Genomic DNA, 25122 nt, shown 5'->3' with positions numbered 1-25122 from the left:
ATCTAATAAGAATACTCAAGGAAATTTATGAGCAAGCGACTTCCGCCGCTGAATGCCGTCAAAGCATTTGAAGCGGCAGCCCGACACTTAAGCTTTACCCGTGCCGCTGAAGAGTTGTTTGTTACCCAAGCTGCTGTGAGTCATCAGATCAAAGCATTGGAAGACTTTTTAGGGCTCAAGCTATTTCGTCGTCGCAACCGCTCACTGCTGCTGACCGAGGAAGGGCAGAGCTACTTTCTCGAAATTAAAGATATTTTTACGCAATTAGCCGATGCGACTGACCGCTTGCTGGCTCGCAGTGCGGTGGGCTCGCTGACGGTCAGTATGTCGCCAAGCTTTGCAATTCAATGGCTGGTGCCGCGGTTGGCTAAATTCAGCGAGAAAAATCCCGATATTGATGTGCGTATTAAAGCGGTTGATGGTGAATCTGGCTCACTCACCGATGATGTCGACGTGGCGATATACTATGGCCTCGGCAGTTGGACTGGATTACGCGCTGATAAATTGCGTAATGAAGTGCTCATTCCTGTCTGTTCGCCGATGTTGCTGAAAGGGCCTAAACCGTTAACCCAACCATCAGATTTAAAGTTTCATACCTTGCTGCATGATATGAGTCGCCAAGATTGGCAGGCGTGGTTTCGTCAGTGCGGGGTAACCGATGTTAATGTGAATCAAGGGCCTATCTTCAGTCACTCATCATTAGTGTTGCAGGCCGCAGCGCACGGTCAGGGGGTCGCTTTGGGCTATAGCGTGCTAGCGAAGCCAGATATTCAGGCTGGACGCTTGGTTTGCCCGTTCCAAGAGGTGTTGGTAAGCAAAGATGCTTACTATCTGGTCTGCCAGCAAAAGCATGCTGAGCTCGGCAAGATTGTCGCTTTTCGTGAGTGGATGTTAGAGATGTTTGCTGAGGAGTCGCGTAGTGAATTACTCCCAGGATGATTGGATTTATCAACCCGCTGCCAATGCCGACACTTTGCTGATTTTTGCTCATGGTGCGGGAGCGGATATGAGCCATGACTTTATGCAAACCATGGCGGACTTATTAGTTGATGCTGGCTTCTCTGTGTTGCGGTTTAACTTTCCTTATATGCAAAAATCGGCACTTGACGGAAAGCGTCGGCCGCCCGATCGCGCTGCTACATTATTGGCCTGTTGGCACAACACACTTGAGCTTGTCTTGCAGCAATATCCCGCAGATAACGTCTTTTTACTTGGCAAGTCTATGGGCAGTCGCATCGCCACCATGTTGGCTGGGCAAGCGTTGCCCGCAGTTGTGAAAGGTGTTATCAGCTTGGGTTATCCATTTTTGCCGAAAGGTAAAAATGAGCCACGACTTGATGCTATCAATGATTGCAAATTACCTTTGCTGATCGTGCAAGGCGAACGCGATAGTTTTGGTACGCGTGAGCAACTTACGTGTTGGCCATTACCAGCCTTGGTTGAGTTACAGTTTGTACCGGACGGTAATCATAGTTTTGAACCGCGCAAACTTTCTGGGGTCACACTGATGCAGAATTACCATCAGGCTGTGAGCCATATCCTTGCTTTTACTCGGAGTCATCAATGAAAAAAGGATTATTTATGTTGGCCGCCATTAGCGGCTTTTTTGCGGTTGCTTTGGGCGCTTTCGGTGCTCATGGGTTAAAGAATGTTGCGCCGCCGCATTTGATTGAAATCTTTAATCTTGGGGTGGAATATCAGTTTTACCATACCTTCGCGTTGATTGCGGTTGCTATGGCCGGACATTGGATCAATTCGCGATTATTAAACTGGGCCGCCGGGCTTTTTATTGCGGGAATTTTTCTATTTTCCGGTTCGCTGTATTTGTACGCCATGCTGGGCGTCAAAATGCTCGGGATCATTACGCCATTTGGAGGCGTTTGCTTCCTGATTGCGTGGATGCTGTTAGCTGCTGCGGTTTATCGTCATCGTATGGATGAAACCGGGCTTTGATTTGCTATACTTGCCGCCGTTTTGGGCTAGACGAAAGAATCCATGAATAACCTGTTTCTATTTTGCCGTGCCGGCTATGAGAAAGATTGTGCGGCAGAGATCCAAGATGCTGCCAACTTTTTTGGGGTCGCTGGTTTTGTTAAAGCGGCAAAGGATGCCTATGTGCAGTTCCAGTGTTTTACCGCAGAAGATGCCGATAAGTTGGGTAAAGAGCTGTCGTTGGAGCGACTGATCTTCGCGCGGCAGATGTTTGTCAGCAGTGATTTGTTGACGGATTTACCGGTAGAAGATCGAATTTCGCCGATTGTCGCGCAGCTAGAAAATGCGCCTAAAGCTGGCGAACTGCGGGTAGAAACGCCTGACACCAATGAGGCTAAAGAACTGCTGACCTTTTGTCGCAAGTTTACTGTGCCTTTGCGTCAAGCATTGAAGCAAAAAGGCATGTTGTTGGCCAAAGAGAATGTCAATCGTCCGATTATTCATGTGTGCTTTCTCGGTTCAGATAAGGCGTTTGTTGGCTACTCCTATAGCTTTAATAGCTCGCCCTATTTTATGGGGATCCCGCGGCTTAAGTTTCCGACAGCAGCCCCAAGTCGCTCGACTTTAAAGTTAGATGAAGCCTTTATTCATTTTATTCCTGAAGATGAAGCAGAGCAGCGTTTATCCGGTGGTTTGCATGCGGTGGACTTAGGTGCTTGTCCCGGTGGTTGGACGTATCAGCTGGTTCGTCGCGGTATGTTTGTATCAGCAATTGATAATGGTCCGATGCAAGAAGAGTTGATGGCATCAGGGTTGGTGACGCATTTACGTGAAGATGGTTTTCGGTTTGAGCCTAAACGCAAAAATGTCTACTGGCTGGTTTGTGACATGGTGGAGAAGCCTTCAAGAGTTGCGGAGCTGATGGAGCAGTGGGCGATTAAAGGTTGGTTTAAAGAAGCCATATTTAACCTGAAATTGCCGATGAAGAGCCGTTATAAAGAGGTCAGTACTATCCTCGGGCGTATGGACACCATTCTTAAAGAAAACGGAATCCAGCGTTTTACCCTGCGCTGCAAGCACCTTTATCATGATCGCGATGAAGTGACGGTGCATCTGAGTCTGCTATAACCCAATTCATTTTCACTCAAAAAAGATGGCACTAGGCCATCTTTTTTGTCTAGATAAAGGTGGCTACAGGTGAGAGGGCTAGCGACCACTTCGGCCAAGATAACCTTCAGGTTTGGCGATATCTAAACCCGCTGCAACGGCTTCTGGCAGATTAAACTCTTGTACTATCCACGCCAGATTCTCATGTTGAAAGCCTAGATACTCACGCGTCATCATTAACGCCATTGCTGCTTCTGTCAGACGCTGCAGATGTTGTTGCTCGGGGAACTGTTGAAATCCTTGTTGGCGGTCAGCATCAAATAGCTGCAGCAGTTTATGCAGTTCTCGGCCAGCTCGTCCCAGTGCGGAACACTGCTCTTTAGCCACTTCGTACTCAATCAATTTGTGTTTGCCAATGCGAATATGGCTGACTGGATTATGACTCATTACTAGGATACTGCGGGTTGTCAGGCTTTTTATCCTGCAATGCTGACGTGTTAATTGCAATGGTGCAATAAAAAAGGACAGCGGTTGCTGTCCTTTTTACTAAATACGTTATGACTTATTGTTTGGGCAATCAGTCATTGCAGGTGTCTTACAGGCGATCCAATACTGCTTGAGTAAAGTCGGTGGTAACGTGAGTACCGCCCAAATCGGCAGTGGTGCGATCACCTTCGGCAATCACGTCAGATACTGCTTTACGGATTTGCGCAGCTTTATCTTGCATGCCCAAGTATTCCAACATCTGCACAGAAGCCAGAATCACTGAGGTAGGGTTCGCTAAGTTTTTACCGGCAATGTCCGGCGCGCTTCCGTGCACGGCTTCAAATATTGCGGCATCTTTACCGATATTGGCGCCTGGCGCCATCCCCAAACCACCAACTAAACCAGCACATAGGTCTGACAGAATGTCACCAAACAGGTTGGTGGTTACAATCACGTCAAAGTTCTCTGGGTTCATCACCAGTTTCATGCAGGTCGCATCAACAATCATCTCTTCAGTTTTGATATCGGGATAACGTTGGCTGACTTCACGTGCGGTTTTCAAAAACAAACCTGAAGTAGACTTCATGATATTGGCTTTGTGAACGATGGTGACCTTTTGACGGCCTTCTTTACGTGCCAACTCATAAGCAAAGGTGGTGATTTGCTCTGCGCCTTGCTTGGTGATCACGCTCATCGCTTCAGCAGTGTTACCGTCATCAGACACTTTCTGACCTAGGCCTGAGTACATCCCTTCAGTGTTTTCACGAATGGTGATGATATCGATATCTTCGTAGCGTGCTTGTGTGCCTTTGAACGACAATACTGGACGAACGTTAGCGTACAGGCCAAATTTTTTACGGAGCGATACGTTAATAGAGGTAAAACCTTCACCTACTGGTGTCGTCAATGGACCTTTCAGAGTAATTTTATTTTTTTCAATCAGATCCAAAGTACGTTGTGGCAGTAACTCGCCGTGTTTTTCTAATGCGGCAAGACCCGCATCGGCGTATTCGTATTCAAAGTCACAGCCAGCTTTTTCTAGAATTTTCAGGGCAGCATCAATAATGCTCGGACCGATCCCATCACCCGGGATTACGGTAATCGTTCTTTTAGACATGGAGAATCCTTCCACGGTTGAACATTAAGCAGGAGTCGCAAGGTGTGGGGGCACAGATTGCGAGTTAGATTATGTGATATAGATCTCCTTTATTCTAAACACTTTTAAACACTTTTCACAGGAAATCGAAGGCAAAGACGTGGCTTTTTATGTAGTCTAAAAGTCGTATAACCGCGCCCTTGGCGACTACTTATCACTCATTTGTATGGATTTTAGACATTGAAGGCCAAAACAACACTCACACTTCCGTCGTTATTGAAAACATCGATGCTGGCGGCGATGCTGACCTTGCCGAGCTTTGGCTATGCCGCTAACAGCAAGGCTGACCTTACCCTACAAGACATCATGCACTTTGAGCAGATTACTGCGCAGAGTCTAGATCCCCAAGGCAAAGTGCTTGCGTATAGCGCCAAGCCAGATCGCGGTGATAGCCGCGGTGTTGTGAAAATTCTCTCGAGTGGTAAAGAATATGCGGTTGCTGGTGGTAGCGAACCGGTTATCTCCAACGATGGTGCCTATAGTGCATTTTGGGTAAAGCCCTCCTTACTCGACACAGAGAAAGCCAGTAAAGCCGAGCGTAAGAAGCTCAAGAACAACTTAACCTTAGTGAATAACCAAACTGGTGAGCAACAGACGTTTACGCGTGTAAAAGAGTTTGCTTTCAGTGAAAGTGGCCAATATCTATTGGTATGGCATGAGTCTGAGGACGCTAAAAAGGCGGAAAAACCACAGGAAAAAGAGGCTGGTGAAGCTGCAGAAATAGATGCTAAGAAAACTGATAAAGCCGATTTAGGCAGTTCATTAGCCGTGGTTAACCTCGCCAATAATAAACAGCAAAATTTTGCTGATATTACGGCATGGCATTGGTCCTATGACAGTCGCTATCTGGCATTGGCACAAAACAATAGCGACGCCGCGTTACACAAGCTGTTGCTAATTCGTCTTGATAGCTTTAATCAGGCTGAGTTGGTGAATTCTAAGACCCAGCAAATTGGTAATCTTGCCCTGAGTCGCAAAGGCGAATATCTGGCCTATACGGCCGGAAATGCCGCTACTGAGTTGAATGAGCGTGCTTACCAGTTATCACTATACGATTTGGCTTCTGGGAAATTTCAACGTATTCAGGATGCCAGCGCTGATAAAGATGGTTGGTTGCTGAACCGTTACGCAACGCTGACGTTCTCAGCTGATGGTGAACGCTTGTTCTTTGGTCGCGTGCCGCAACTTAGCCATAGTTTTACCATTCCTAAAATAAAGCAGCAGGATGATCTCTACAATGAAACCTTGGTCACAGAGCAGCGTGGACTGCACATTTGGCATGGTGATGATCCGCTAATTAAACCTAACGAAATCAATCATTATAAGCAGGAAGTTAAACGTACTTACTTAGCCGTTTTACACGTCAAATCGGGCAGTGTGGTGCAACTGGCTGACACCAAAGTGCCAGATGTAGCGTTAAGCCAACAACATCGTTTTCTGTTAGCCAGCTCAGATGTGCCTTACCAAAAGATGATCACTTGGGCGGGCTTTTTCCGTGATTGGTATTTGGTTGACCTTAACACTGGGAATCGCCAGCAGGTGTTAGTACAGCAGCCTGAAGCTAGTAAGCCGACGCTGTCGCCGAACGGGCAATTTGTTGCCTACTATCAGCAGGGCAATATCTTTCTTTACGATATTGCCAATCACCATAAAACGCAGCTCAATAGTACGATAAAAACGCCGTTTGCAGATGAGGACCATGACTATCCTTCGCCAGCGCCAGGATATGGCTTTGGCCCATGGCTAGCGGATGATGATGGCATTCTGGTTTACGATAAATATGATATTTGGCAGTTTGATACGCGTTCGCATCAAGGCTTTATGCTGACTGCTGGAGCAGGTCGTAAGCAGCGAGTTAGATTCCGTGTTGAAGCGTTAGCGCAGCCGGATAAGGCCTTTGAACCTACGCTCAGCGACAAACAGCCGTTGCTGCTGCAAGGCTACAGTGAAGTCACTAAAGCCGATGGCTTTTATGCAGCGAAAGTCGGCACTGCGGGTGTAAAACCGCTGCTGAATAAAGATGAGAAACTCAGCGTTCTGGCGCGGGCCAGTCACAGTGACAAACTGCTGTTCAGTCAGCAGCGTTATGATCTGTTCCCCGACCTCTATACCGCTAACGTGACGCAACCACAAAAGGCAGTAAAACAAACGGATCTCGATAAGCAGCGCCGTGCATTACCTTGGGGTAAAGCTGAGTTGCTGCATTGGCGTGATGGTGATGGGCGTAATATGGACGGGGTGGTGATTAAACCCGCCAACTATCAACCGGGCAAAAAATATCCGGTGATGGTGTATTACTATCGCTTTATGAGTCAGCGTTTACACGCCTTTCCAGATATGAAAATTAACCATCGGCCTAACTTTGCCTGGTACGCCGCCGATGATTACGTGATTTTCTTGCCGGATATTCGGTTTGAAGTGGGCTATCCCGGTATCAGTTCAGTCAAAGCTCTCACCAGTGCAGTCAATAAACTGATTGATTCTGGCATTGCAGATCCCAAACGTATTGGCTTGCAAGGGCACTCATGGAGTGGTTATCAAACGGCCTTTGCCGTCACCCAAACGAATATGTTTGCTGCTGCGGTAGCGGGCGCGCCTGTCAGCAATATGACCAGTGCTTACAGTGGTATTCGTTTAGGTTCTGGACTCGCTCGGCAGTTCCAATATGAAACGGGTCAAAGCCGCATTGGCGAAAGCCTGATGGATGCACCACAAAAATATATTGAGAACTCACCGGTGTTTTATGTGGACCGCGTGCAAACGCCACTGCTGATCATGTTTGGTGATCGCGATGACGCTGTGCCTTACGAGCAAGGGATTGAGCTGTATCTGGCAATGCGTCGCGCGGGCAAGGATGTGATTATGCTGCAATATGAAGATGAACCGCATCATCTGAAAAAGTATCCCAACAAGTTGGATTACACCATTAGAATGAAGCAGTATTTTGATCACTATTTGCAGGGAAAACCTGCCGCTAAGTGGATCACTGACGGTGAAGCCTACCGCGAGCCCTCTAAAGCGGATTAACCAACAAAAAAGCCGAAGCAAGGAGCTTCGGCTTTTTATGCAGCATCACACGTTAGTCGTTCTCAATAATGCTAACGCCAATATTTGATACACCGTCCATTACGATCTCTTTACGCAATGCTTTAACAAAGTCAGCGTCTAATTCTGGATTATCCTCCACAATCTCCAGCAGTGACATTTGCAATTCGCGTTCTTGCTGCATTACCGGATGGGCGAAGATGGCATCTTCTAACGCTTCTTCACTGGCAAATTCGTCGCCGATAAGCGTTTCAACATAGTTTGCGACAGTAGATGAAGATAACTTTGAAATGTTGGTAATGTCTTCTTCAATCTTACTTTGTAACGCACCTAAAAAGGACGTCAGTGCGACTACTGCATCTAATGCAGGATAAACGCCATACATATCGAAATCGTTAGGCTCGGGTGTGTTTTCTTCTAACTTGACGAGCTGCGCTTCGATATTGATTTTGAGTTTGTTGTCGTACAACGACTGCCACAATAGCTGTAGCAGCGTATCTAATACCGCCGCATTGCCAAATTCGCTGACTTCAGCAAATAACTGATAGTTGGGCAACATGCGTTGGCACAATGCGATTGCAAACAGCTTCTTTTGCTGAAAATTAAGAGTTTTAAGGCGCTTAAAAAAACCGACTTTAGTCATGAAACGTTCCGTCTAGTGGGCGGCGAGGATTTGCTTGGCGGCTGATTCTACCTTAGCCAGCTCATCAAGCAACTCAAGAACTTCTGGTTCGACATCTGCGATGCTTTGCTGCTGCTTTAATGCAGTTTCAACCGTCTGACACAGTTTCTGCAGTACAGGGACGCCAGAATAACAGCAAGCACCATGTAATTTATGCACGGTTTTTAGCATGCGTGCATCATCATCCTGCTGCTGTGCTTGCGCAATATCGGCGAGCGTCGCTGAAATTGAGTCATGCAGCATCTGCAGCATTTCATAGGCTAATGACTCATTGTTATTGGCCTGTACCAAACACATGCCCCAATTGATACTGGATGATTGCAATTCTAATATTGGTTGGGCACTGGCAGCGTTCGGATTCCAACGACTAATGACCCCTTTGAGTGCGCTTTCATCAATCGGTTTGGCAAGATAACCGTCCATACCGCTATTGAGAATATGCTCACGTTCCTCTTGGATGGTGTGCGCGGTCACCGCAATAATCGGTGTGTTGGCATTGAGTTGGCTTTGACGGATTTTAGCCGTTGCGCTGATGCCATCGATGCCGGGCATCTGAATATCCATAAAAATCAGATCAAAGCTTTGCTGCTGACAGAGGGCGATAGCTTCTTCGCCGCTACTGGCGCTCACCACATCACTCACTTGTTCTTGTAATAAGGTGTCGATAAGTTTGAGGTTGGCATAGTTATCATCTACCGCCAAAACCTTCATATTCTCCGGTGGGCCAGCTTCCTTATCGCTCGTGGATGCGTTTGTTGGCTCAACGGGCATCTCCAACAGATACTTCGCCATCAATGCCTCGCTCACCGGGGTTGGCAAGACGAGATCCACCGCTGGGCGAATTGTGGTATTGAGCACTTGCTGATTGTGGCAGTCAAATAGCGCAAACAACACATCAGTCGCAGCACGCGCTTCATGTAACACACTTGCAATATGAGAAGGGGAAGCAAAACCTTGGCAGCTAATCAACACATAGTCATAGTGTTGTTGGCTAAGTGCTGCATGCAATTGCTGCAGGCTGATTACTGACACTAACTCCGTTTGCCAACGTTGTAAGCGTTTGACCAATACGCCGCGGGACAATACCCGAGGTTCATAGAGCAAAACGGTTTTATGCTTGAGTTGTTCCACCGGTTGACGCTCATCCATGTGGAATTGGCTTAGCGACAAGGTTAGGGTGAACCAGAAGGTTGAGCCTTTACCAGTTCTTGAAGTAAAACCAATTTGCCCACCTAACTGATCAACTAAACGTTTGGTGATGACTAAGCCGAGTCCGGTGCCACCGAAACGCCGTGAAATACTGGAGTCGGCCTGACCAAAGGCTTGGAATAGTACGTCTTGCTGTGATTCTTCGATGCCAACACCGGTATCTTCCACTTCACAATGCAGTTCGACTTCCTCTTCGCGAAGTTGATTCACCGCCATGCGTAACATCACGCTACCTTGGTCGGTGAACTTAATTGCGTTGCCGATCAGGTTGGTCAAAATCTGGGTAATACGTTGGCTATCGCCGTTGATGTTATCAGGTACTTCAGGGGCGATATCCACTACCAGCTCTAACTGTTTCTCTTGTGCCGCAGGCGAGAGTATTTTCAGCGTGTCGTCAATGGTTTCACGGAGCGAAAACGGCATGCTTTCAAAGGTCATGCGGCCAGCTTCTAACTTAGAAAAATCCAAAATGTCATTAATGATGCTGAGCAGATTACTGGCGCTTTTCTCAATAGTTTGGATGTAATCTTTCTGGTTATTTTGCAGCGAAGTTTTCATTAATTGGCGGGCAAAGCCAATCACGCCGTTAAGTGGAGTACGCAATTCATGCGACATGTTGGCCAAAAATTCAGATTTGATGCGACTGGCTTCTAAGGCGCGTTTTTTGGCTAAGTCCAACTCGACGTTTTGGATCTCAATCTGTTCTAACGTCTCGCGCAGATCTGAGGTGGCTTGGTCAATATTTTGCTGCATCTCATCATGGTATTCCGACAACGACCCGGCCATCGCATTAATACCACGCTTGAGGATATCCAACTCACCAATCAGATTTTCATTGAGGCGGGTATCGAGCTTACCTTCTCGAATTTTAGCGACGGCCCGCACCATATCGGTGATGGGTTGCGTTACGTTCTTCACCAAACGGAAGGTAAACAGCAGGTTGAGTTGTACGCCGATAAGCACAATGATGACGGCGGCCATGGCGGCACGGTGTTGCTCCAGCAAGGCTTTTTCTTTGTTGAGCAGCAATGCCGCATAGCCGATAGGTTTATCTGATTGGTGTACACCGGGAACATCATCAAGCGCTAGCAGATTTGTAACCGAATAAATGGGCGTTCGCACCACCAGGCTATCACCGACTGGTTCGTATTCGGTTTGCACCAGATTCACTGTGTCACCAGCGTAGCGCATCAATTCGAAATCTTTGTGATAGTGCGAGGTGACAAATAGTCGATTCTCGTCATCGAAAATCGCAATAGATTTAACCAGTGTTGATTTATTTAATTGCGCCGCCGCCAGTAAACGTTTCGCCGCTTCACGGTTATTACTGGCCAGATCGCTAGCACTGGCAATCGCTAACGGCTCGATAATATTACTGCCTTGATCGCGCAGCGTATCTTCAAGCTCATAAAAGCGATTTATGGTAAAGTAGCTCCCCAATAACACCCCGACCAAGATTGTCGGCGCCAGCGCCAGCATCAACACCCACGAGCGTAGACTGTACTTGGTCATATTGCTGTTGGTTGTCATGGAAGTTATGGGGTCCGAGAGTGAAAGCTATCTGTGCATAGACTGCCAGAATAGGCGGGTTAATTGCCAGTAATTTGTCAAGATAGAGGCCTGAATGGCACAGTTTTTTAAAGAAAAACCAACGAGATCTGCGACCAAACCACAAAAAATCAGTGTCACGGTCCAGTCGCTGGATCATCTAGCGCAAGGTGTGGCACAACATCAAGGGAAAGTGGTGTTTGTCGCCGGCGCATTGCCGGGCGAAAAAGTGCAGCTGCAACTTACCGAAAACAAAAAACAATATGCTAAGGGCAAGCTGCTAAATATCGAAACCGTAAGCGAACAGCGCATTACACCAGCGTGTCCTCATTACCAACGTTGTGGCGGCTGTAATTTGCAGCATCTCGGCCACCAACAGCAAGCCGAGCACAAGCGCCGTGCTTTGCGTGAGTTATATAGCCGATTGGCCAATTTATCTGAGCAGCAACAAGCGCAGCTACCACAAATTGATGAAGTGCTGTCAGCTGCATGGGGATACCGCCGTAAGGCGCGCTTGAGCAGTTGGTATGATCGCCAGCAAAAGCAATTCACTTTAGGATTTCGCGGGCGCGAGAGCAGCAAAGTCGTCGGCATTGATGCTTGCCCGGTACTTGAGCCAGAATTGAGTGCGCTGATTAAGCCGGTGGCGGCAGCTTTAGCACGCTTACAAGCGGTGGCAACATTGGGCCATGTGGAGTTAATTGCGACCGAATCGCAGCCGATGGTGGTGATTCGCGTAACGCAGCCATTAGCAGCCAAAGATGAAGAGCGCTTACTGGAGTTGGCTGAGCGGCTAAACTGCGCCATGGTGTTAGAGCATGCTGATGAGCAATGGCAGTATCTGCGTGGTGAACAACCCAAATATCGATTACTAACCGCGACTAAGTCGCTCTCCTTAAGCTTTAATCCCGGTAACTTTATTCAGGTTAATGCTGGCGTGAATCAGCAGATGGTAAGCCGTGCTGTTGAGTGGCTTGCGCCTAAGTCCGGTGAGAAAGTATTAGATTTATTCTGCGGCATGGGGAATTTTAGTCTCGCCTTAGCAGAGAGTGGCGCACAGGTTACCGGTGTCGAGGGCGTTAGCAATTTAGTCGAATTAGCGACCGCAAATGCGGCAAAGGCAGGATTCGACAATGCGCAATTTTTCTGTAGCGACTTGAATAACGCTCTTAAGCGCGAACCTTGGTTTGGCAAAGTTGATAAGTTGTTGCTTGATCCATCACGAGCTGGCGCCTTTGATGCGTTAGCACATTTAGCGAAACTATCGCCCGAGCGTGTAGTCTATGTATCTTGTAACCCTGTGAGTTTGGCGCGTGACAGTCAGCAGCTATTTAAACAGGGCTACCAACTGCAGCGGCTGACAGCGCTTGATATGTTCCCGCAAACGCACCATATAGAAGCGATGGCATTGTTCGTTCGAGCAAAATAGTGCTGACAAGCAATGTTAACGCCACAAAAAAGTCATTAGAAAAACCAGCTTGAGGATTTGACTTCCTCGGCACAATACAGAAGATAGAGTCTTCTGTGCCACATTACTGGCTCATTTAAGGGATGAAACCATGGTATCTGTTCGAGAAGCACACTTTCAGGACGCTGATTTTAATCTGGACGAGTGGGTTTGCCGCCACATGTCGCAGGAAGAAGACGCAAGCAAACTGAAGGCGCTATTTCAACGCATGGATTCGCTCCCTTTAGGTAAGTGCAAACTTACCCAAGCTCAGTTGCAAGCGAAAGCCCGTGAAATGATTGAAATTCTGTCGCCGCTCAATATGGATATCGACACCATGTTAGCTGCGCTGATTTTCGTCTACCTTGATGCTGGCGTTATCGACGAAGCCTCCATTGAAGAAGATTATGGCAAGTCATTGGCCACCTTAGTGCATAGCGCTAAAACTATGGAAGCCATCGGCTCGTTGAAGGTCAATTACGAAAGCCGTGACGAAGCTGAACCGCAAATCGACAAGATCCGTAAGATGTTGCTGGCGATGGTGGAAGACGTACGAGCAGTGGTGATCAAACTGGCTGAACGGGTATTTTTGTTGCGTGCAGTGAAAAATGCCGATGAAGAAACCCGAGTATTGTTGGCGCGGGAAATCTCCGATGTTTACGCTCCTTTAGCTAACCGGCTTGGTATTGGTCAATTAAAATGGGAACTGGAAGATATTGCCTTCCGTTATCTACACCCAGACACCTATAAAGACATCGCCCATCAATTAGATGGCAAGCGTCTTGATCGCGAAACTTACATCGATAATTTCGTCGGCCAGTTGCAACAGCGATTGGATGATGAACATATTCGCGCCAAGGTGTACGGGCGTCCCAAACATATTTATTCAATTTGGCGCAAAATGCGTGGCAAACAGCTGAAGTTTGATGAGCTGTTTGATGTTCGTGCGGTACGTATCGTCACCGACCGTTTGCAAGATTGCTACGGCGCGCTCGGGGTGGTGCACACTATGTGGCACCATATTCCACGTGAATTTGACGACTACATTGCCAACCCTAAACCTAACGGCTATCAGTCTATTCATACGGTCGTTGTTGGCCCGCAGGGGAAAACGGTTGAAATTCAGATCCGTACGCAACAAATGCATGAAGATGCGGAGCTTGGTGTCGCTGCCCACTGGAAATATAAAGAGGGACATGCCAGCGGCAAACAAACGGGCTATGAAGAAAAGATCAATTGGCTGCGTAAAATTCTGCAATGGCAGGAAGATGTGGCCGAAAGTGGCAACTTGGTGGAAGAAATCCGCAGTCAGGTATTTGAAGACCGCGTCTATGTGTTTACCCCTAGCGGCGAAGTGGTCGACTTGCCAATGGGGTCCACTGTTTTGGATTTTGCCTACTACATTCATTCGCAAGTGGGACACCGTTGTATCGGTGCCAAAGTGGATGGCCGCATTGTGCCGTTTACTTATCAGGTACAAACCGGTGAGCGGATTGAGATCATCACCTCCAAAACCCCAAATCCAAAACGCGATTGGCTCAACCCTAATATGGGCTATATCAAAACCTCACGCGCTCGTAGCAAGATCCAGCACTGGCTTAAGCAGCAAGATCGCGATAAGAACTTGATTGCCGGACGTGAGATGCTTGATGCCGAACTGTCTCGCATTGGCCTCAATATCAAAGATGCCAGCATCGCCGTAGATAAATTCAACGTGGGTTCAATGGACGATCTACTCGCCGCCATTGGCGGTGGCGACGTGCGTTTGAACCAAGTGGTGAACTTCGTTCAAAGCAAATTACGGCACGTTGAACCTGACGAAAACGACGCCATTGATGAGCTGGTGAAAAAAGGTAATCAAAAGCCAAGTAACGCCAACAAAGATCGCATTGAAGTGAATGGTGTCGGTAACCTGATGAGTCATCTGGCCAATTGCTGCCAGCCAGTTCCCGGTGATGAAATCTTTGGTTTTATTACTAAAGGGCGCGGTATCTCAGTACATCGTGCCGACTGCGAGCAAGTCAAAGAGCTGATGCGGGCTCACCCTGAGCGGGTGGTGGATGTTGTCTGGGGCGAAAACTACTCCGGTGGCTATAAAGTGCGTTTGCGCGTTCTGGCAAATGACCGCACCGGTTTACTACGTGATTTGACCTCGGTGCTGGCGGCGGAGAAATCTAACGTGTTGGCGATGAACACCTCTTCTGATGTGAAAAACCAAACGGCGACCATAGAGCTGGAAATGGAAATGTACAACGTCGAAGGCTTGTCACGCGTTATCTCCAAGTTAAATCAGGTGGATGGCGTAGTCGAAGCGCGTCGCTTGTAATCACGGGGTATTGATGACTGATAAGCAATACCAAATGGTGGATCTGCTGCGTATTATGACGCAGCTACGCCACCCAGAGCAGGGCTGTCCGTGGGATCAACAGCAGACTTTTGCTTCAATCGTGCCATTTACGCTCGAGGAAGCGTATGAAGTCGCTGATGCCATCGCCAATGAAGACTGGCAAGCGTTACCTTCAGAGCTCGGAGACCTGCTGTTTCAAGTGGTGTTTTATGCCGAACTTGGTCGTGAGCAAAATCAGTTTGATTTTGATGATGTGGTCAATCGCATTTGCCATAAACTGATTACTCGTCATCCTCATGTGTTTGGTGAGCAGTCCGAGCGGCAATTGTCTGAGCAACAACTCAAAGAAAACTGGGAACGACAAAAAGCGACCGAGCGACAAGCGAGGGCGCAAACCTCCATCCTTGACGATATCCCCAAAGCATTACCGTCACTTTCGCGCGCGGTCAAAATTCAAAAGCGCGTAGCGCGTGTGGGATTTGACTGGCATGAGTTGGCTCCTGTGGTCGATAAAGTGCAGGAAGAAATTGCGGAGGTGCTGGCAGAAGTTGCGCCTGATGCGCCTGCGTCTGCAGCGTTGAAAGAAGAAGTAGGTGATCTGCTCTTCGCTGTAGCCAATCTCGCTCGGCATCTTGGCGTTAATCCAGAAGATGCATTGCAAACAGCAAATCGTAAATTTGAACGGCGTTTTCAAGGGGTTGAGCAGCGTGTTGTGGCTTCGGGAAAAGCGTTTGAAGAACACACACTCGAAAGCCTAGAAGCGTTTTGGCAACAAGTTAAGCAAACTGAGTCAAAGTAACCGAATAAATACAGGTCGAATCTGTGCTATTTGTGCGGATTGCTGTTTGGTAAATCCAATTCCTTTTGTTATACTGTCGCCCCGTCCCGGCGCTCTTTTCCAGCGCTGAAATCTCACTCGTTTTTCTCAGGCTCAGCATGACAACTAGGTATATTTTCGTAACAGGTGGTGTGGTTTCATCACTTGGTAAAGGTATTGCAGCAGCATCCTTGGCTGCCATTCTCGAAGCTCGTGGTCTTAACGTGACCATCATGAAGCTGGATCCGTACATCAACGTTGATCCAGGTACCATGAGCCCCATTCAACATGGTGAAGTGTTTGTGACTGAGGACGGCGCAGAGACAGACCTTGACCTCGGCCACTACGAACGTTTCATCCGTAACAAGATGAGCCGTCGTAATAACTTCACTACCGGTCGTATCTACGAAGAAGTGCTGCGTAAAGAACGTCGTGGTGATTACTTAGGCGCGACCATTCAGGTTATTCCGCACATCACTAACGCCATCAAAGAGAAAGTGCTTGAAGGCGGTGAAGGCCGTGATGTGGCGATTGTTGAGATCGGCGGTACTGTGGGTGACATCGAATCACTGCCATTCCTAGAATCTATCCGTCAGTTGGCGGTAGAACTGGGCCGTGATCGTAGCCTGTTTATGCACCTGACGCTGGTGCCATTTATTGGCCCAGCGCAAGAAGTGAAAACTAAGCCTACTCAGCACTCTGTGAAAGAACTGCGTTCTATCGGTATTGCGCCTGATGTGTTGATCTGTCGTGGTGACCGTGCGATTCCGGCGACTGAACGTGCCAAAATTTCGCTGTTCTGTAACGTTGAAGAAAAAGCGGTTATCTCGCTGCGTGACGTTGACTCAATCTACAAAATCCCAGCACTGTTGCGTTCACAAGGTTTGGACGAGTTAGTGGTAAAACGTTTCGGCATTGAATGCGATGAAGCCGATCTGTCTGAATGGGAAAACGTGATTTACCAAGAAGCTAATCCAAATGGTGAAGTGACCATTGGTATGGTGGGTAAATACACCGAGTTGCCAGATGCCTATAAATCTGTAAACGAAGCTTTGAAACATGCCGGTATCAAGACTCGTGTTTCTGTGCATATCAAATATATCGATTCACAAACTGTTGAAGCAAAAGGCGTGGAAGTACTGGAAGGCCTTGACGGTATTCTGGTGCCAGGTGGTTTCGGTGAGCGCGGTGTGGAAGGTAAAATCATGGCGGCACAGTATGCCCGTGAAAACAACCTGCCTTACTTCGGTATCTGTTTGGGTATGCAAGTGGCGTTGATCGAATTTGCCCGTCATGTGGCTGGCCTTGAAGATGCGCACTCAACTGAATTCAAAAAGGACACTCCACATCCAGTGGTAGGTTTGATCACTGAGTGGATTGACGAAGATGGTCAAATTGAACATCGCACCGAAAAATCAGACCTAGGTGGCACCATGCGTCTTGGCGCACAACTGTGTCATTTGAAGGCGGGTACTAAAGCGGCGATCGCTTACGGCAGTGAAACCTGTATTGAGCGTCACCGTCACCGCTATGAAGTGAACAACACTTATGTCGATCGCCTTGAGAAAGCCGGACTGGTGTTCAGTGGTTTATCATCTGATCGCAAGCTGGTGGAAATGATCGAAATCCCGAACCACCCTTGGTTTGTGGCTGGGCAGTTCCATCCGGAGTTCACCTCGACTCCGCGCGATGGTCACCCACTGTTTGAAGGTTTTGTGAGCGCTGCTAACAGTTACCAAAAACAGAAATTAGGTTAAGATAACGAAAGCCGGACTGCGAAGCAGCTCCGGCTTTTTTATCAAAAGGGGTGTAATTCCGCCTAGGAAAGATATTATCATATAATAACACCTGAGAGTGAGGCGGGCTGAAATGCCAATACCCATGTAAAAGCGGTACATGGGTATGGGTTTTTCTTTCAAACTTTAATCTCATATCGAGGATATTATGGCTAAGATTATCAACATCATTGGTCGCGAAATTATGGATTCGCGCGGTAACCCAACTGTAGAAGCCGAAGTTCATCTGGAAGGTGGTATCGTTGGTATGGCTGCAGCACCATCAGGTGCATCTACTGGTAGCCGTGAAGCGCTGGAACTGCGTGATGGCGACAAGTCACGTTACATGGGTAAAGGTGTTTTGACCGCTGTAGCGAATGTTAACGGTCCTATCCGTGACGTATTGCTGGGTAAAGATGCTACTGCTCAAGCAGAACTTGATGCTGCGATGATTGACCTTGATGGTACTGAAAACAAAGATAAGCTGGGCGCTAACGCCATTCTGGCAGTATCACTGGCAGCAGCTAAAGCCGCCGCAACCGCTAAAGGTATGCCGCTGTATCAACATATCGCAGAACTGAATGGCACTGCTGGTCAATACAGCATGCCAGTACCAATGATGAACATCCTCAACGGTGGTGAGCACGCTGACAACAACGTTGATATTCAAGAGTTCATGGTTCAACCTGTCGGTGCTAAAACGTTCCGTGAAGCACTGCGCATGGGTTCTGAAATCTTCCATAACCTGAAGAAAGTGCTGCAAGCCAAAGGCTTGAACACTGCTGTGGGCGATGAAGGTGGTTTCGCGCCTAACCTGTCATCTAACGCTGAAGCTCTGGCCGTCATTAAAGAAGCGGTTGAAGCTGCTGGCTACAAACTAGGTTCAGACGTAACGCTGGCATTGGACTGCGCTGCATCAGAATTCTATAAAGAAGGTCAGTATGACCTGTCAGGCGAAGGTAAAAAATTCGATTCAAACGGTTTCTCTGATTTCCTCGCATCACTGACTGAACAATACCCAATCGTGTCTATCGAAGACGGTTTGGATGAGTCTGATTGGGAAGGTTGGGCGTATCTGACTAAGATTTTGGGCGATAAAATCCAGTTGGTGGGTGACGATCTGTTCGTGACTAACACAAAGATTTTGGCGCGTGGTATCGAACAAGGTATTGGTAACTCAATCCTGATCAAGTTCAACCAAATCGGTTCTCTGACAGAAACGCTGGCTGCGATTCGTATGGCGAAAGAAGCAGGCTACACAGCGGTTATCTCTCACCGCAGTGGCGAGACTGAAGATGCGACTATCGCAGATTTGGCAGTGGGCACTGCAGCGGGTCAAATCAAAACCGGTTCTCTGTGTCGCTCTGACCGCGTAGCAAAATACAACCAACTGCTGCGTATTGAAGAAGCATTGGGCGAAAAAGCGCCTTTTGGTGGTCTGTCTGCCATTAAAGGCCAAGCGTAATTTTCGCTGATTTAGAAAAAGGCCGCCAACAGGCGGCCTTTTTTGTTGTAATATTCGCTGGTCGCTAACACTCTGACGGTTGGATCTAACATCATGAAACGTTTGCTACTACTGGGGATTGTTTTATTAGCCGTGTTACAACACCGCTTATGGATTGGTGATAACAGCCTAACGGAGTATTTCCAGCTCGAACATCAGATCGCCGCTCAAACGAATAGTAATGCTGAGCTACAGCAGCGTAATAACGCGTTAAAAGCTGAAATTACAGATCTACGCAGTGGTACCGAAGCGATTGAAGAGCGCGCCCGTAACGAACTTGGACTGATTAAAAAGGGCGAGACCTTTTATCGCGTTGTGGGTGGAGAACAACGCTCAATGACCAACACCAATTAAGCCAATAATAGAGACGACCTCCTCATTACCATGAGTCATCAATCTTCATTTAAGCCTTTGCAGCCAAAGGTCATAGCGGTAGTCCCCGCTGCAGGTATCGGCAGTCGTATGAAAGCCGAATGTCCGAAACAATATTTACCCTTGGCAGACAGTTGTATTTTGGCTGTCACTTTGGATGTCTTATTGTCTCATCCCGCGATAGACGAAGTGTTTGTGGCGCTGAATGCCGATGATCAATTTTTTGCGCAGTTACCGCAAGCGCAGCATCCTAAGTTACATCAGGTTATTGGTGGCGCTGAGCGGGTTGATTCTGTTATCGCAGCGCTTAAGCAGATCGATGACGCCGTTAGCTGGGCGTTAGTACATGATGCTGCTAGGCCGTGTTTGACGCACGCCGATATCGATAAATTGCTGGCAAGTCGCGAGCAATACCCACAAGGCGCCATTTTAGCGGCGCCAGTACGCGATACCATGAAGCGTGCGCGTAAAGATGGGTGTATCGACACTACCGTTCCGCGAGATGCGTTATGGCATGCGCTCACACCACAATTTTTTCCAACTGCAACATTATTGCCGGCGCTTGAACAAGCGGTGCAAGCGGGCGTTAATGTGACTGATGAAGCATCAGCAATGGAATGGGCTGGTGTCGCACCTGGCTTAGTTTCCGGACGTGCAGATAATATCAAGGTGACCCATCCTGACGATTTGCCGTTGGCAGCGCTCTATCTCGCGCATCACCGCAGTATCAACTAATCGGGAATTTATACGATGACAATACGTATTGGCCATGGCTTCGATGTGCATAAGTTTGGTGGCAATAAGCCGCTGATGTTAGGTGGTGTTGAAGTGCCTTATGAATGTGGCTTGATCGCTCACTCCGACGGTGATGTAGTGTTACATGCCATTTCTGATGCTATTTTAGGCGCCGTTGCCCTCGGTGATATTGGTAAACATTTCCCTGATACCGATGAAGAGTTTGCTGGTGCTGACAGTCGGGTGCTGTTACGCCACTGTCTTTCGTTGGCACAGAATAAAGGCTTTGAGGTGGGTAATCTGGATGTCACTGTAATTGCACAAGCCCCCAAAATGTTGCCGCATATTGAAGCGATTCGCGCCGTACTGGCGCAAGATTTACAAGTGGAAATTGATGCTGTTAATGTCAAAGCCACGACTACCGAAAAATTAGGCTTTACTGGCCGTAAAGAAGGTATCGCAGTAGAAGCTGTGGTGCTGATGCAAGGAAAATAACGCTGTGGATATGCTAACGTCTTTAACTTATTTGCATGGTCAGCCAACAATTACCGCGGACATACGCAGTGATAACGCTGACTTTATCGTGCAGGAAATTTTACCTTTTACCATGACCGGTGAAGGTGAACATCATCTACTGTATATCCAAAAAAATGGTTTAAACACGACTGAAGTCGCGGAGCGCCTATCTAAATTTGCCAAGGTGCATCCGCGTGATGTCAGTTACGCCGGACAAAAAGATAAAAACGCCATTACCGAACAGTGGTTTTGTGTGCGTATTCCTGGGAAAGAAACGCCCGAGTGGCAACACCTTAATGGTGAGTTGCTGACCGTCCTTGAAGCGACTCGCCATAATAAGAAGTTACGAATTGGTGCGTTATCTGGTAACCGTTTCAAGTTAACCTTGCGTAATGTGTCGGCAATAGACGCATTACTCGCGCGTTTAGAACAGGTGCAACAAGTAGGGGTCCCTAACTATTTTGGCGAGCAGCGCTTTGGTCATAATGGCGCCAATATACAAAAAGCGCGCGACATGTTTGCTGGCAAAAAGGTGAAAAACAGTAACCAGAAGTCGATGTACCTGTCGGCGGCTCGGTCGCTTGTTTTTAATCAGCTGGTCTCGGCAAGACTCGACAAGCACCAGTTGGCACCACTTGACGGTGATTGTGTGATGCTCTCAGGCTCGCGCAGTTTTTTCACAGTCGAACATTGGGATGACACCTTGCTCGAACGTTTAAAAACCGCTGATATTCAACTGTCTGCGCCACTATGGGGTGAAGGCGAACTGGGCGCTAACGGAGCCGCAGCACAGTTTGAAACTGGAGCCGCTGCGGCATTTGAGAGTGAGTTAGTCGGTTTGGCCAAGTTTGGTTTAAAGCAGGAACGCCGACCGTTACTCTTGCAAGCTGAGCAGTTTCATTGGCAGCAAGTCGATGACACGACGTTAGTGCTCGATTTTATTTTACCCGCTGGGGCATTTGCGACCTCGGTTTTACGTGAATTAGTGCAATATCAAGATATGGCAGAAGTGCGCCGTCAGCAATGGCTCGCGAGCAAGGAACAACAGGAATAAGTTCGATGAATATTTTGATCAGTAATGATGACGGAGTTAATGCGCCGGGGATTAAAGTGTTGACCGAAGCATTAAGCCGCATGGGCGACACCTTGACCGTCGCTCCTGATCGCAATTGTTCCGGCGCTAGTAACTCGTTAACCTTGACTAATCCTTTAAGGATTAATAAGTTAGATAACGGTTATATCTCTGTGAACGGCACGCCAACTGACTGCGTACATCTTGCTATTCGGCAGTTATGTACCCAAGAGCCCGATTTAGTGGTCTCTGGCATCAATGCTGGTGCTAACCTTGGCGATGATACTTTGTATTCTGGTACGGTTGCGGCCGCGATGGAAGGGCGCTTTTTGGGGTTGCCCGCCATTGCAGTGTCGTTGGCCGGACGTGAACTCGTTCATTACGGAACTGCAGCGGCATATGTTGTTAAAGTGGTGGAAGGATTGCTACGTCACCCCTTAGATGCCGATCAGATATTGAATATCAATGTGCCAGATTTGCCACTTGATCATATCAAAGGGGTAAAAGTAACCCGGCTTGGGACGCGGCATAAAGCGGAAGATATGATCAAAACTCAAGATCCGCACGGACGGGACATATATTGGCTGGGGCCTGTTGGTCCCGAACTCGATGTAGGTGAAGATACAGATTTCCATGCTGTTGCAAATGGTTATGTGTCGATAACCCCATTAACGGTTGATTTAACTGCCTACAAGCAGTTGTCTAAGCTAAAGGAATGGATTGATATTCTATGAGTCGCATGGCGTCTGCTTCGGCGGCGATACAGCTATCGCAGCGTTTAGCTCAATCAGGTATTACGGATCCAGATGTGTTGCGCGTCATCGCGCAGACACCGCGAGAGCTGTTTCTCGATGGTGCGCTTACCCACAAGGCTTATGAAAATACAGCGCTACCAATCGGCTCAGGGCAAACCATTTCTCAGCCCTATATTGTTGCGCGCATGACAGAGTTAGTGTTGGCTCACCGGCCAACGCAGGTACTGGAAATCGGCACTGGTTCAGGCTATCAAGCGGCTATTTTGGCACAGTTAGTGCCGCAGTTATGTACCGTCGAACGTATTAAAAGTCTGCAGATCCAAGCTCGGCAACGGCTAAAAAGGCTCGATCTTCACAATGTGTCATTTAAATATGGCGATGGTTGGAAGGGCTGGGCGAATCGTGCTCCTTTTGATGCCATTATTGTTACGGCTGCGGCCAGTGAGATCCCTAACGCCTTATTACAGCAGTTAAATGACAACGGGGTATTGATTATTCCGGTCGGCGATGACAGCCAACAGTTACTAAAAGTCCAACGCCATGGTGAACAGTATTCATCCACAGTAATTGAAGCAGTAAAGTTTGTACCTTTGATAAATGGTGATTTAGCCTGAATGGCATTAAATGGGGAATGGAGTGCTCATCAATTTAGGGATAAAGACGTTACCTTACCATTTTTGCAGCAGACACCAGCTTGTCTTGCTGTTCATGCTATTTCTTTCGCAGTTCAGCATTATTGGTTGTAGTTTCCAAGCCACTAAACCCGCCCCTGTGTATTCGCTGCACCAAACTCGTTTTCCACGCTTTGAAAAAGGTTCTATTGATAGTGCCACTTATAAGGTTAAAACCGGTGACACGCTTTATTCTATCGCCTGGGGAGCAGACAAAGATTTCCGCGTTATTGCTCGACTCAATAAGCTCGACAGTGACTTTACGATTTATCCTGGTCAAGTATTACGTTTGGTAGCTATTAAACCTAAAACGCGAACAGTTACCCAAAAATCGAGTAAAAACTCCAGTCATAATGCTAAAGTAAAAAAGACTAAAATTGTTAAAAAACAAGAGGATAAAAAAGAGGTATCCATTAGTCGTAAACCGCCGAATAGTGAGCAAAAAAAGCTTGATTCCGGTCACAATAATTCGTACGCTGTAACGACTGGTAAACAAGTTGTTAACTCAGTTATCCACAAAAGCGAGCAAATTTTGCCCAGCAAAGTAAGCCGCTGGATATGGCCAGCCAACGGACGGCTGATTGGAACATTTTCCAATAGTGAACAAGGGAATAAAGGAATCAAAATCGCTGGCAATCGTGGCGATATTATAAAAACCGCAGCTGATGGTCGTGTTGTATATGCAGGTAGTGCTCTGCGAGGATACGGGAACCTCGTCATTATCAAGCATAGCGACGATTACTTAAGTGCTTATGCCCACGCCGATAAGATTTTGGTGAAAGAAAAACAGCAAGTGTCCGCGGGGCAAACAGTTGCCCTAATGGGAAGCTCAGGCACCAACCAAGTGATGCTACATTTTGAAATCAGATATCTTGGTAAGTCTGTAAACCCACTTTCTTATTTACCCAAACGATGATTGTTTGGCGCCATTTTGGCATTGGAGGATAAACAAAATGTAGGTTGTCTTTTTCTATTTCGGGAGAGCACATCATGAGCCGCAATAATACCAATGCTTCTTATAAAGAATTACAAGATTTGTCTGTCAATGAAGTGGAGGCCGTGCAAAGCGATGCGTTGGCCGAAATTGTTCAAGACGATCTGCAAAAGAACCTCGATGCAACTCAGTTATACCTCAGCGAAATTGGTTTTTCGCCACTGCTAACAGCAGAAGAGGAAGTCTATTTCTCCCGCAAAGCGCTTCGGGGCTGTGACAAGTCACGTAATCGCATGATTGAAAGTAACCTACGTTTAGTGGTCAAAATAGCCCGCCGTTACAATAACCGTGGCTTAGCACTGCTCGATTTAATTGAAGAAGGTAATTTAGGCCTTATACGCGCCGTGGAAAAGTTCGACCCAGAACGTGGCTTCCGCTTCTCTACCTATGCGACTTGGTGGATTCGCCAAACCATCGAGCGCGCCATAATGAATCAGACTCGCACTATCCGTTTACCAATTCACGTGGTGAAAGAGCTCAACGTCTATCTGCGTACCGCACGTGAATTAGCGCAAAAATTGGATCATGAACCAACAGCGGAAGAGATTGCTGAAAAGCTAGATCTGCCAAGTGCTGATGTCAGTCGCATGTTGAAACTGAACGAGAAGATCACCTCTGTAGATACGCCAATTGGTGGTGATAACGATAAAGCATTGTTAGATGTGTTAGCGGATGATGACTTTAATACACCAGACTCTCAGGTTCAGGATGAAGATATTTCTAAATCAGTCGTCAAATGGTTGAATGAGCTAAATTCTAAGCAACGTGAAGTGCTGGCACGCCGTTTTGGTTTGTTAGGTTATGAGCCTGCGACACTTGAGGACGTAGGTGCAGAAATTGGCTTGACCCGTGAACGTGTACGCCAAATTCAAGTTGAGGCATTGAAACGTTTACGCGATATGTTGTCTTCTCAAGGTCTTTCTGTAGAGGCATTGTTCCGTATCTAGCCTTG

At 47.5% G+C, this 25122-nt stretch carries 22 protein-coding genes; 18 read left to right on the top strand and 4 right to left on the bottom strand.

Annotated features, from left to right (window positions below; genetic code table 11):
• Nucleotides 1-27 precede the first annotated feature (27 nt).
• From HR45_RS06925 to rlmM, 4 genes are read left to right on the top strand one after another with little or no spacing between them, the layout of a single operon-like run.
• Entirely contained in the window at nt 28-939 is a 912-nt protein-coding gene (locus tag HR45_RS06925) for a transcriptional regulator GcvA (RefSeq protein WP_037441134.1), read from the top strand.
• Nucleotides 920-1567 (top strand): alpha/beta fold hydrolase, encoded by a 648-nt coding sequence (locus HR45_RS06920; protein WP_052074573.1) that lies wholly within the window; start codon nt 920-922, stop codon nt 1565-1567. Before HR45_RS06925 ends, HR45_RS06920 begins: the two co-directional genes overlap by 20 nt.
• Nucleotides 1564-1953 carry a DUF423 domain-containing protein gene (locus HR45_RS06915; protein ID WP_037441133.1) on the top strand — a complete coding sequence of 130 codons (390 nt, stop codon included), beginning with the start codon at nt 1564-1566 and terminating at the stop codon, nt 1951-1953. The genes HR45_RS06920 and HR45_RS06915 overlap by 4 nt, the downstream gene beginning before the upstream one ends.
• Before the next feature lie 42 nt (nt 1954-1995).
• Nucleotides 1996-3060, top strand: a complete 1065-nt coding sequence (gene rlmM, locus HR45_RS06910; RefSeq protein ID WP_037441131.1) for a 23S rRNA (cytidine(2498)-2'-O)-methyltransferase RlmM — start codon at nt 1996-1998, stop codon at nt 3058-3060.
• Nucleotides 3061-3138: 78 nt separating this feature from the next.
• Here the strand turns inward: rlmM and HR45_RS06905 are convergent, their stop codons facing one another.
• Complete coding sequence (locus HR45_RS06905) at nt 3139-3486, bottom strand: hypothetical protein (protein WP_037441129.1); 348 nt, start codon at nt 3484-3486, stop codon at nt 3139-3141.
• A 148-nt stretch (nt 3487-3634) separates the two neighbouring features.
• Complete coding sequence (locus HR45_RS06900) at nt 3635-4642, bottom strand: isocitrate dehydrogenase (RefSeq protein WP_037441127.1); 1008 nt, start codon at nt 4640-4642, stop codon at nt 3635-3637.
• 267 nt (nt 4643-4909) lie between these two features.
• Here HR45_RS06900 and HR45_RS06895 point away from each other — a divergent pair, with 267 nt between their 5' ends.
• Nucleotides 4910-7708 (top strand): S9 family peptidase, encoded by a 2799-nt coding sequence (locus tag HR45_RS06895; protein ID WP_052074572.1) that lies wholly within the window; start codon nt 4910-4912, stop codon nt 7706-7708.
• A gap of 52 nt (nt 7709-7760) precedes the next feature.
• On the opposite strand, the gene HR45_RS06890 is transcribed toward HR45_RS06895, so the two are convergent.
• Nucleotides 7761-8369 carry a YjaG family protein gene (locus HR45_RS06890; protein WP_037441124.1) on the bottom strand — a complete coding sequence of 203 codons (609 nt, stop codon included), beginning with the start codon at nt 8367-8369 and terminating at the stop codon, nt 7761-7763.
• A 12-nt stretch (nt 8370-8381) separates the two neighbouring features.
• Nucleotides 8382-11147, bottom strand: coding sequence for a two-component sensor histidine kinase BarA (barA, locus tag HR45_RS06885; protein ID WP_037441122.1), 2766 nt, complete (start codon nt 11145-11147; stop codon nt 8382-8384).
• Nucleotides 11148-11241: 94 nt separating this feature from the next.
• On the opposite strand from barA, the gene rlmD reads away from it, so the two are divergent.
• From rlmD to rpoS, 13 genes are all read left to right on the top strand, one after another.
• Nucleotides 11242-12594, top strand: a complete 1353-nt coding sequence (gene rlmD, locus HR45_RS06880; RefSeq protein ID WP_037441120.1) for a 23S rRNA (uracil(1939)-C(5))-methyltransferase RlmD — start codon at nt 11242-11244, stop codon at nt 12592-12594.
• 130 nt (nt 12595-12724) lie between these two features.
• Nucleotides 12725-14938, top strand: a complete 2214-nt coding sequence (gene relA / locus HR45_RS06875) for a GTP diphosphokinase (RefSeq protein WP_037441118.1) — start codon at nt 12725-12727, stop codon at nt 14936-14938.
• 13 nt (nt 14939-14951) lie between these two features.
• On the top strand, nt 14952-15758 hold the full coding sequence (mazG, locus tag HR45_RS06870; protein WP_037441115.1) for a nucleoside triphosphate pyrophosphohydrolase: 807 nt from the start codon (nt 14952-14954) through the stop codon (nt 15756-15758).
• Between the two features lie 137 nt (nt 15759-15895).
• Nucleotides 15896-17533 (top strand): CTP synthase, encoded by a 1638-nt coding sequence (gene pyrG, locus HR45_RS06865; protein ID WP_037441113.1) that lies wholly within the window; start codon nt 15896-15898, stop codon nt 17531-17533.
• Between the two features lie 187 nt (nt 17534-17720).
• Complete coding sequence (gene eno / locus HR45_RS06860; protein WP_037441111.1) at nt 17721-19016, top strand: phosphopyruvate hydratase; 1296 nt, start codon at nt 17721-17723, stop codon at nt 19014-19016.
• Between the two features lie 93 nt (nt 19017-19109).
• Entirely contained in the window at nt 19110-19409 is a 300-nt protein-coding gene (gene ftsB / locus HR45_RS06855; protein ID WP_037441110.1) for a cell division protein FtsB, read from the top strand.
• 30 nt (nt 19410-19439) lie between these two features.
• Entirely contained in the window at nt 19440-20162 is a 723-nt protein-coding gene (gene ispD, locus HR45_RS06850; RefSeq protein WP_037441108.1) for a 2-C-methyl-D-erythritol 4-phosphate cytidylyltransferase, read from the top strand.
• 15 nt (nt 20163-20177) lie between these two features.
• Entirely contained in the window at nt 20178-20657 is a 480-nt protein-coding gene (gene ispF / locus HR45_RS06845) for a 2-C-methyl-D-erythritol 2,4-cyclodiphosphate synthase (protein WP_037441106.1), read from the top strand.
• 10 nt (nt 20658-20667) lie between these two features.
• Nucleotides 20668-21732 carry a tRNA pseudouridine(13) synthase TruD gene (truD, locus tag HR45_RS06840; protein ID WP_037441453.1) on the top strand — a complete coding sequence of 355 codons (1065 nt, stop codon included), beginning with the start codon at nt 20668-20670 and terminating at the stop codon, nt 21730-21732.
• Nucleotides 21733-21737: 5 nt separating this feature from the next.
• Nucleotides 21738-22484, top strand: coding sequence for a 5'/3'-nucleotidase SurE (gene surE / locus HR45_RS06835; protein ID WP_037441104.1), 747 nt, complete (start codon nt 21738-21740; stop codon nt 22482-22484).
• A complete protein-coding gene (locus tag HR45_RS06830; RefSeq protein ID WP_037441102.1) occupies nt 22481-23119 on the top strand; it encodes a protein-L-isoaspartate(D-aspartate) O-methyltransferase in 639 nt (212 codons plus the stop codon). The genes surE and HR45_RS06830 overlap by 4 nt, the downstream gene beginning before the upstream one ends.
• A gap of 94 nt (nt 23120-23213) precedes the next feature.
• The gene (locus HR45_RS06825; protein WP_037441101.1) at nt 23214-24092 is read left to right on the top strand and encodes a peptidoglycan DD-metalloendopeptidase family protein; all 879 of its coding nucleotides are present in this window, start codon (nt 23214-23216) and stop codon (nt 24090-24092) included.
• A gap of 74 nt (nt 24093-24166) precedes the next feature.
• A complete protein-coding gene (gene rpoS / locus HR45_RS06820; RefSeq protein ID WP_037441100.1) occupies nt 24167-25117 on the top strand; it encodes an RNA polymerase sigma factor RpoS in 951 nt (316 codons plus the stop codon).
• The last annotated feature ends 5 nt before the right edge of the window (nt 25118-25122 follow it).

Origin of the sequence: Shewanella mangrovi (assembly GCF_000753795.1) — a bacterium.
In the GTDB taxonomy this organism is placed as follows: Bacteria; Pseudomonadota; Gammaproteobacteria; order Enterobacterales; family Shewanellaceae; genus Shewanella; species Shewanella mangrovi.
Note: the sequence above shows the minus strand (reverse complement) of the source record. Positions and strands in the feature narration are given on the sequence as shown.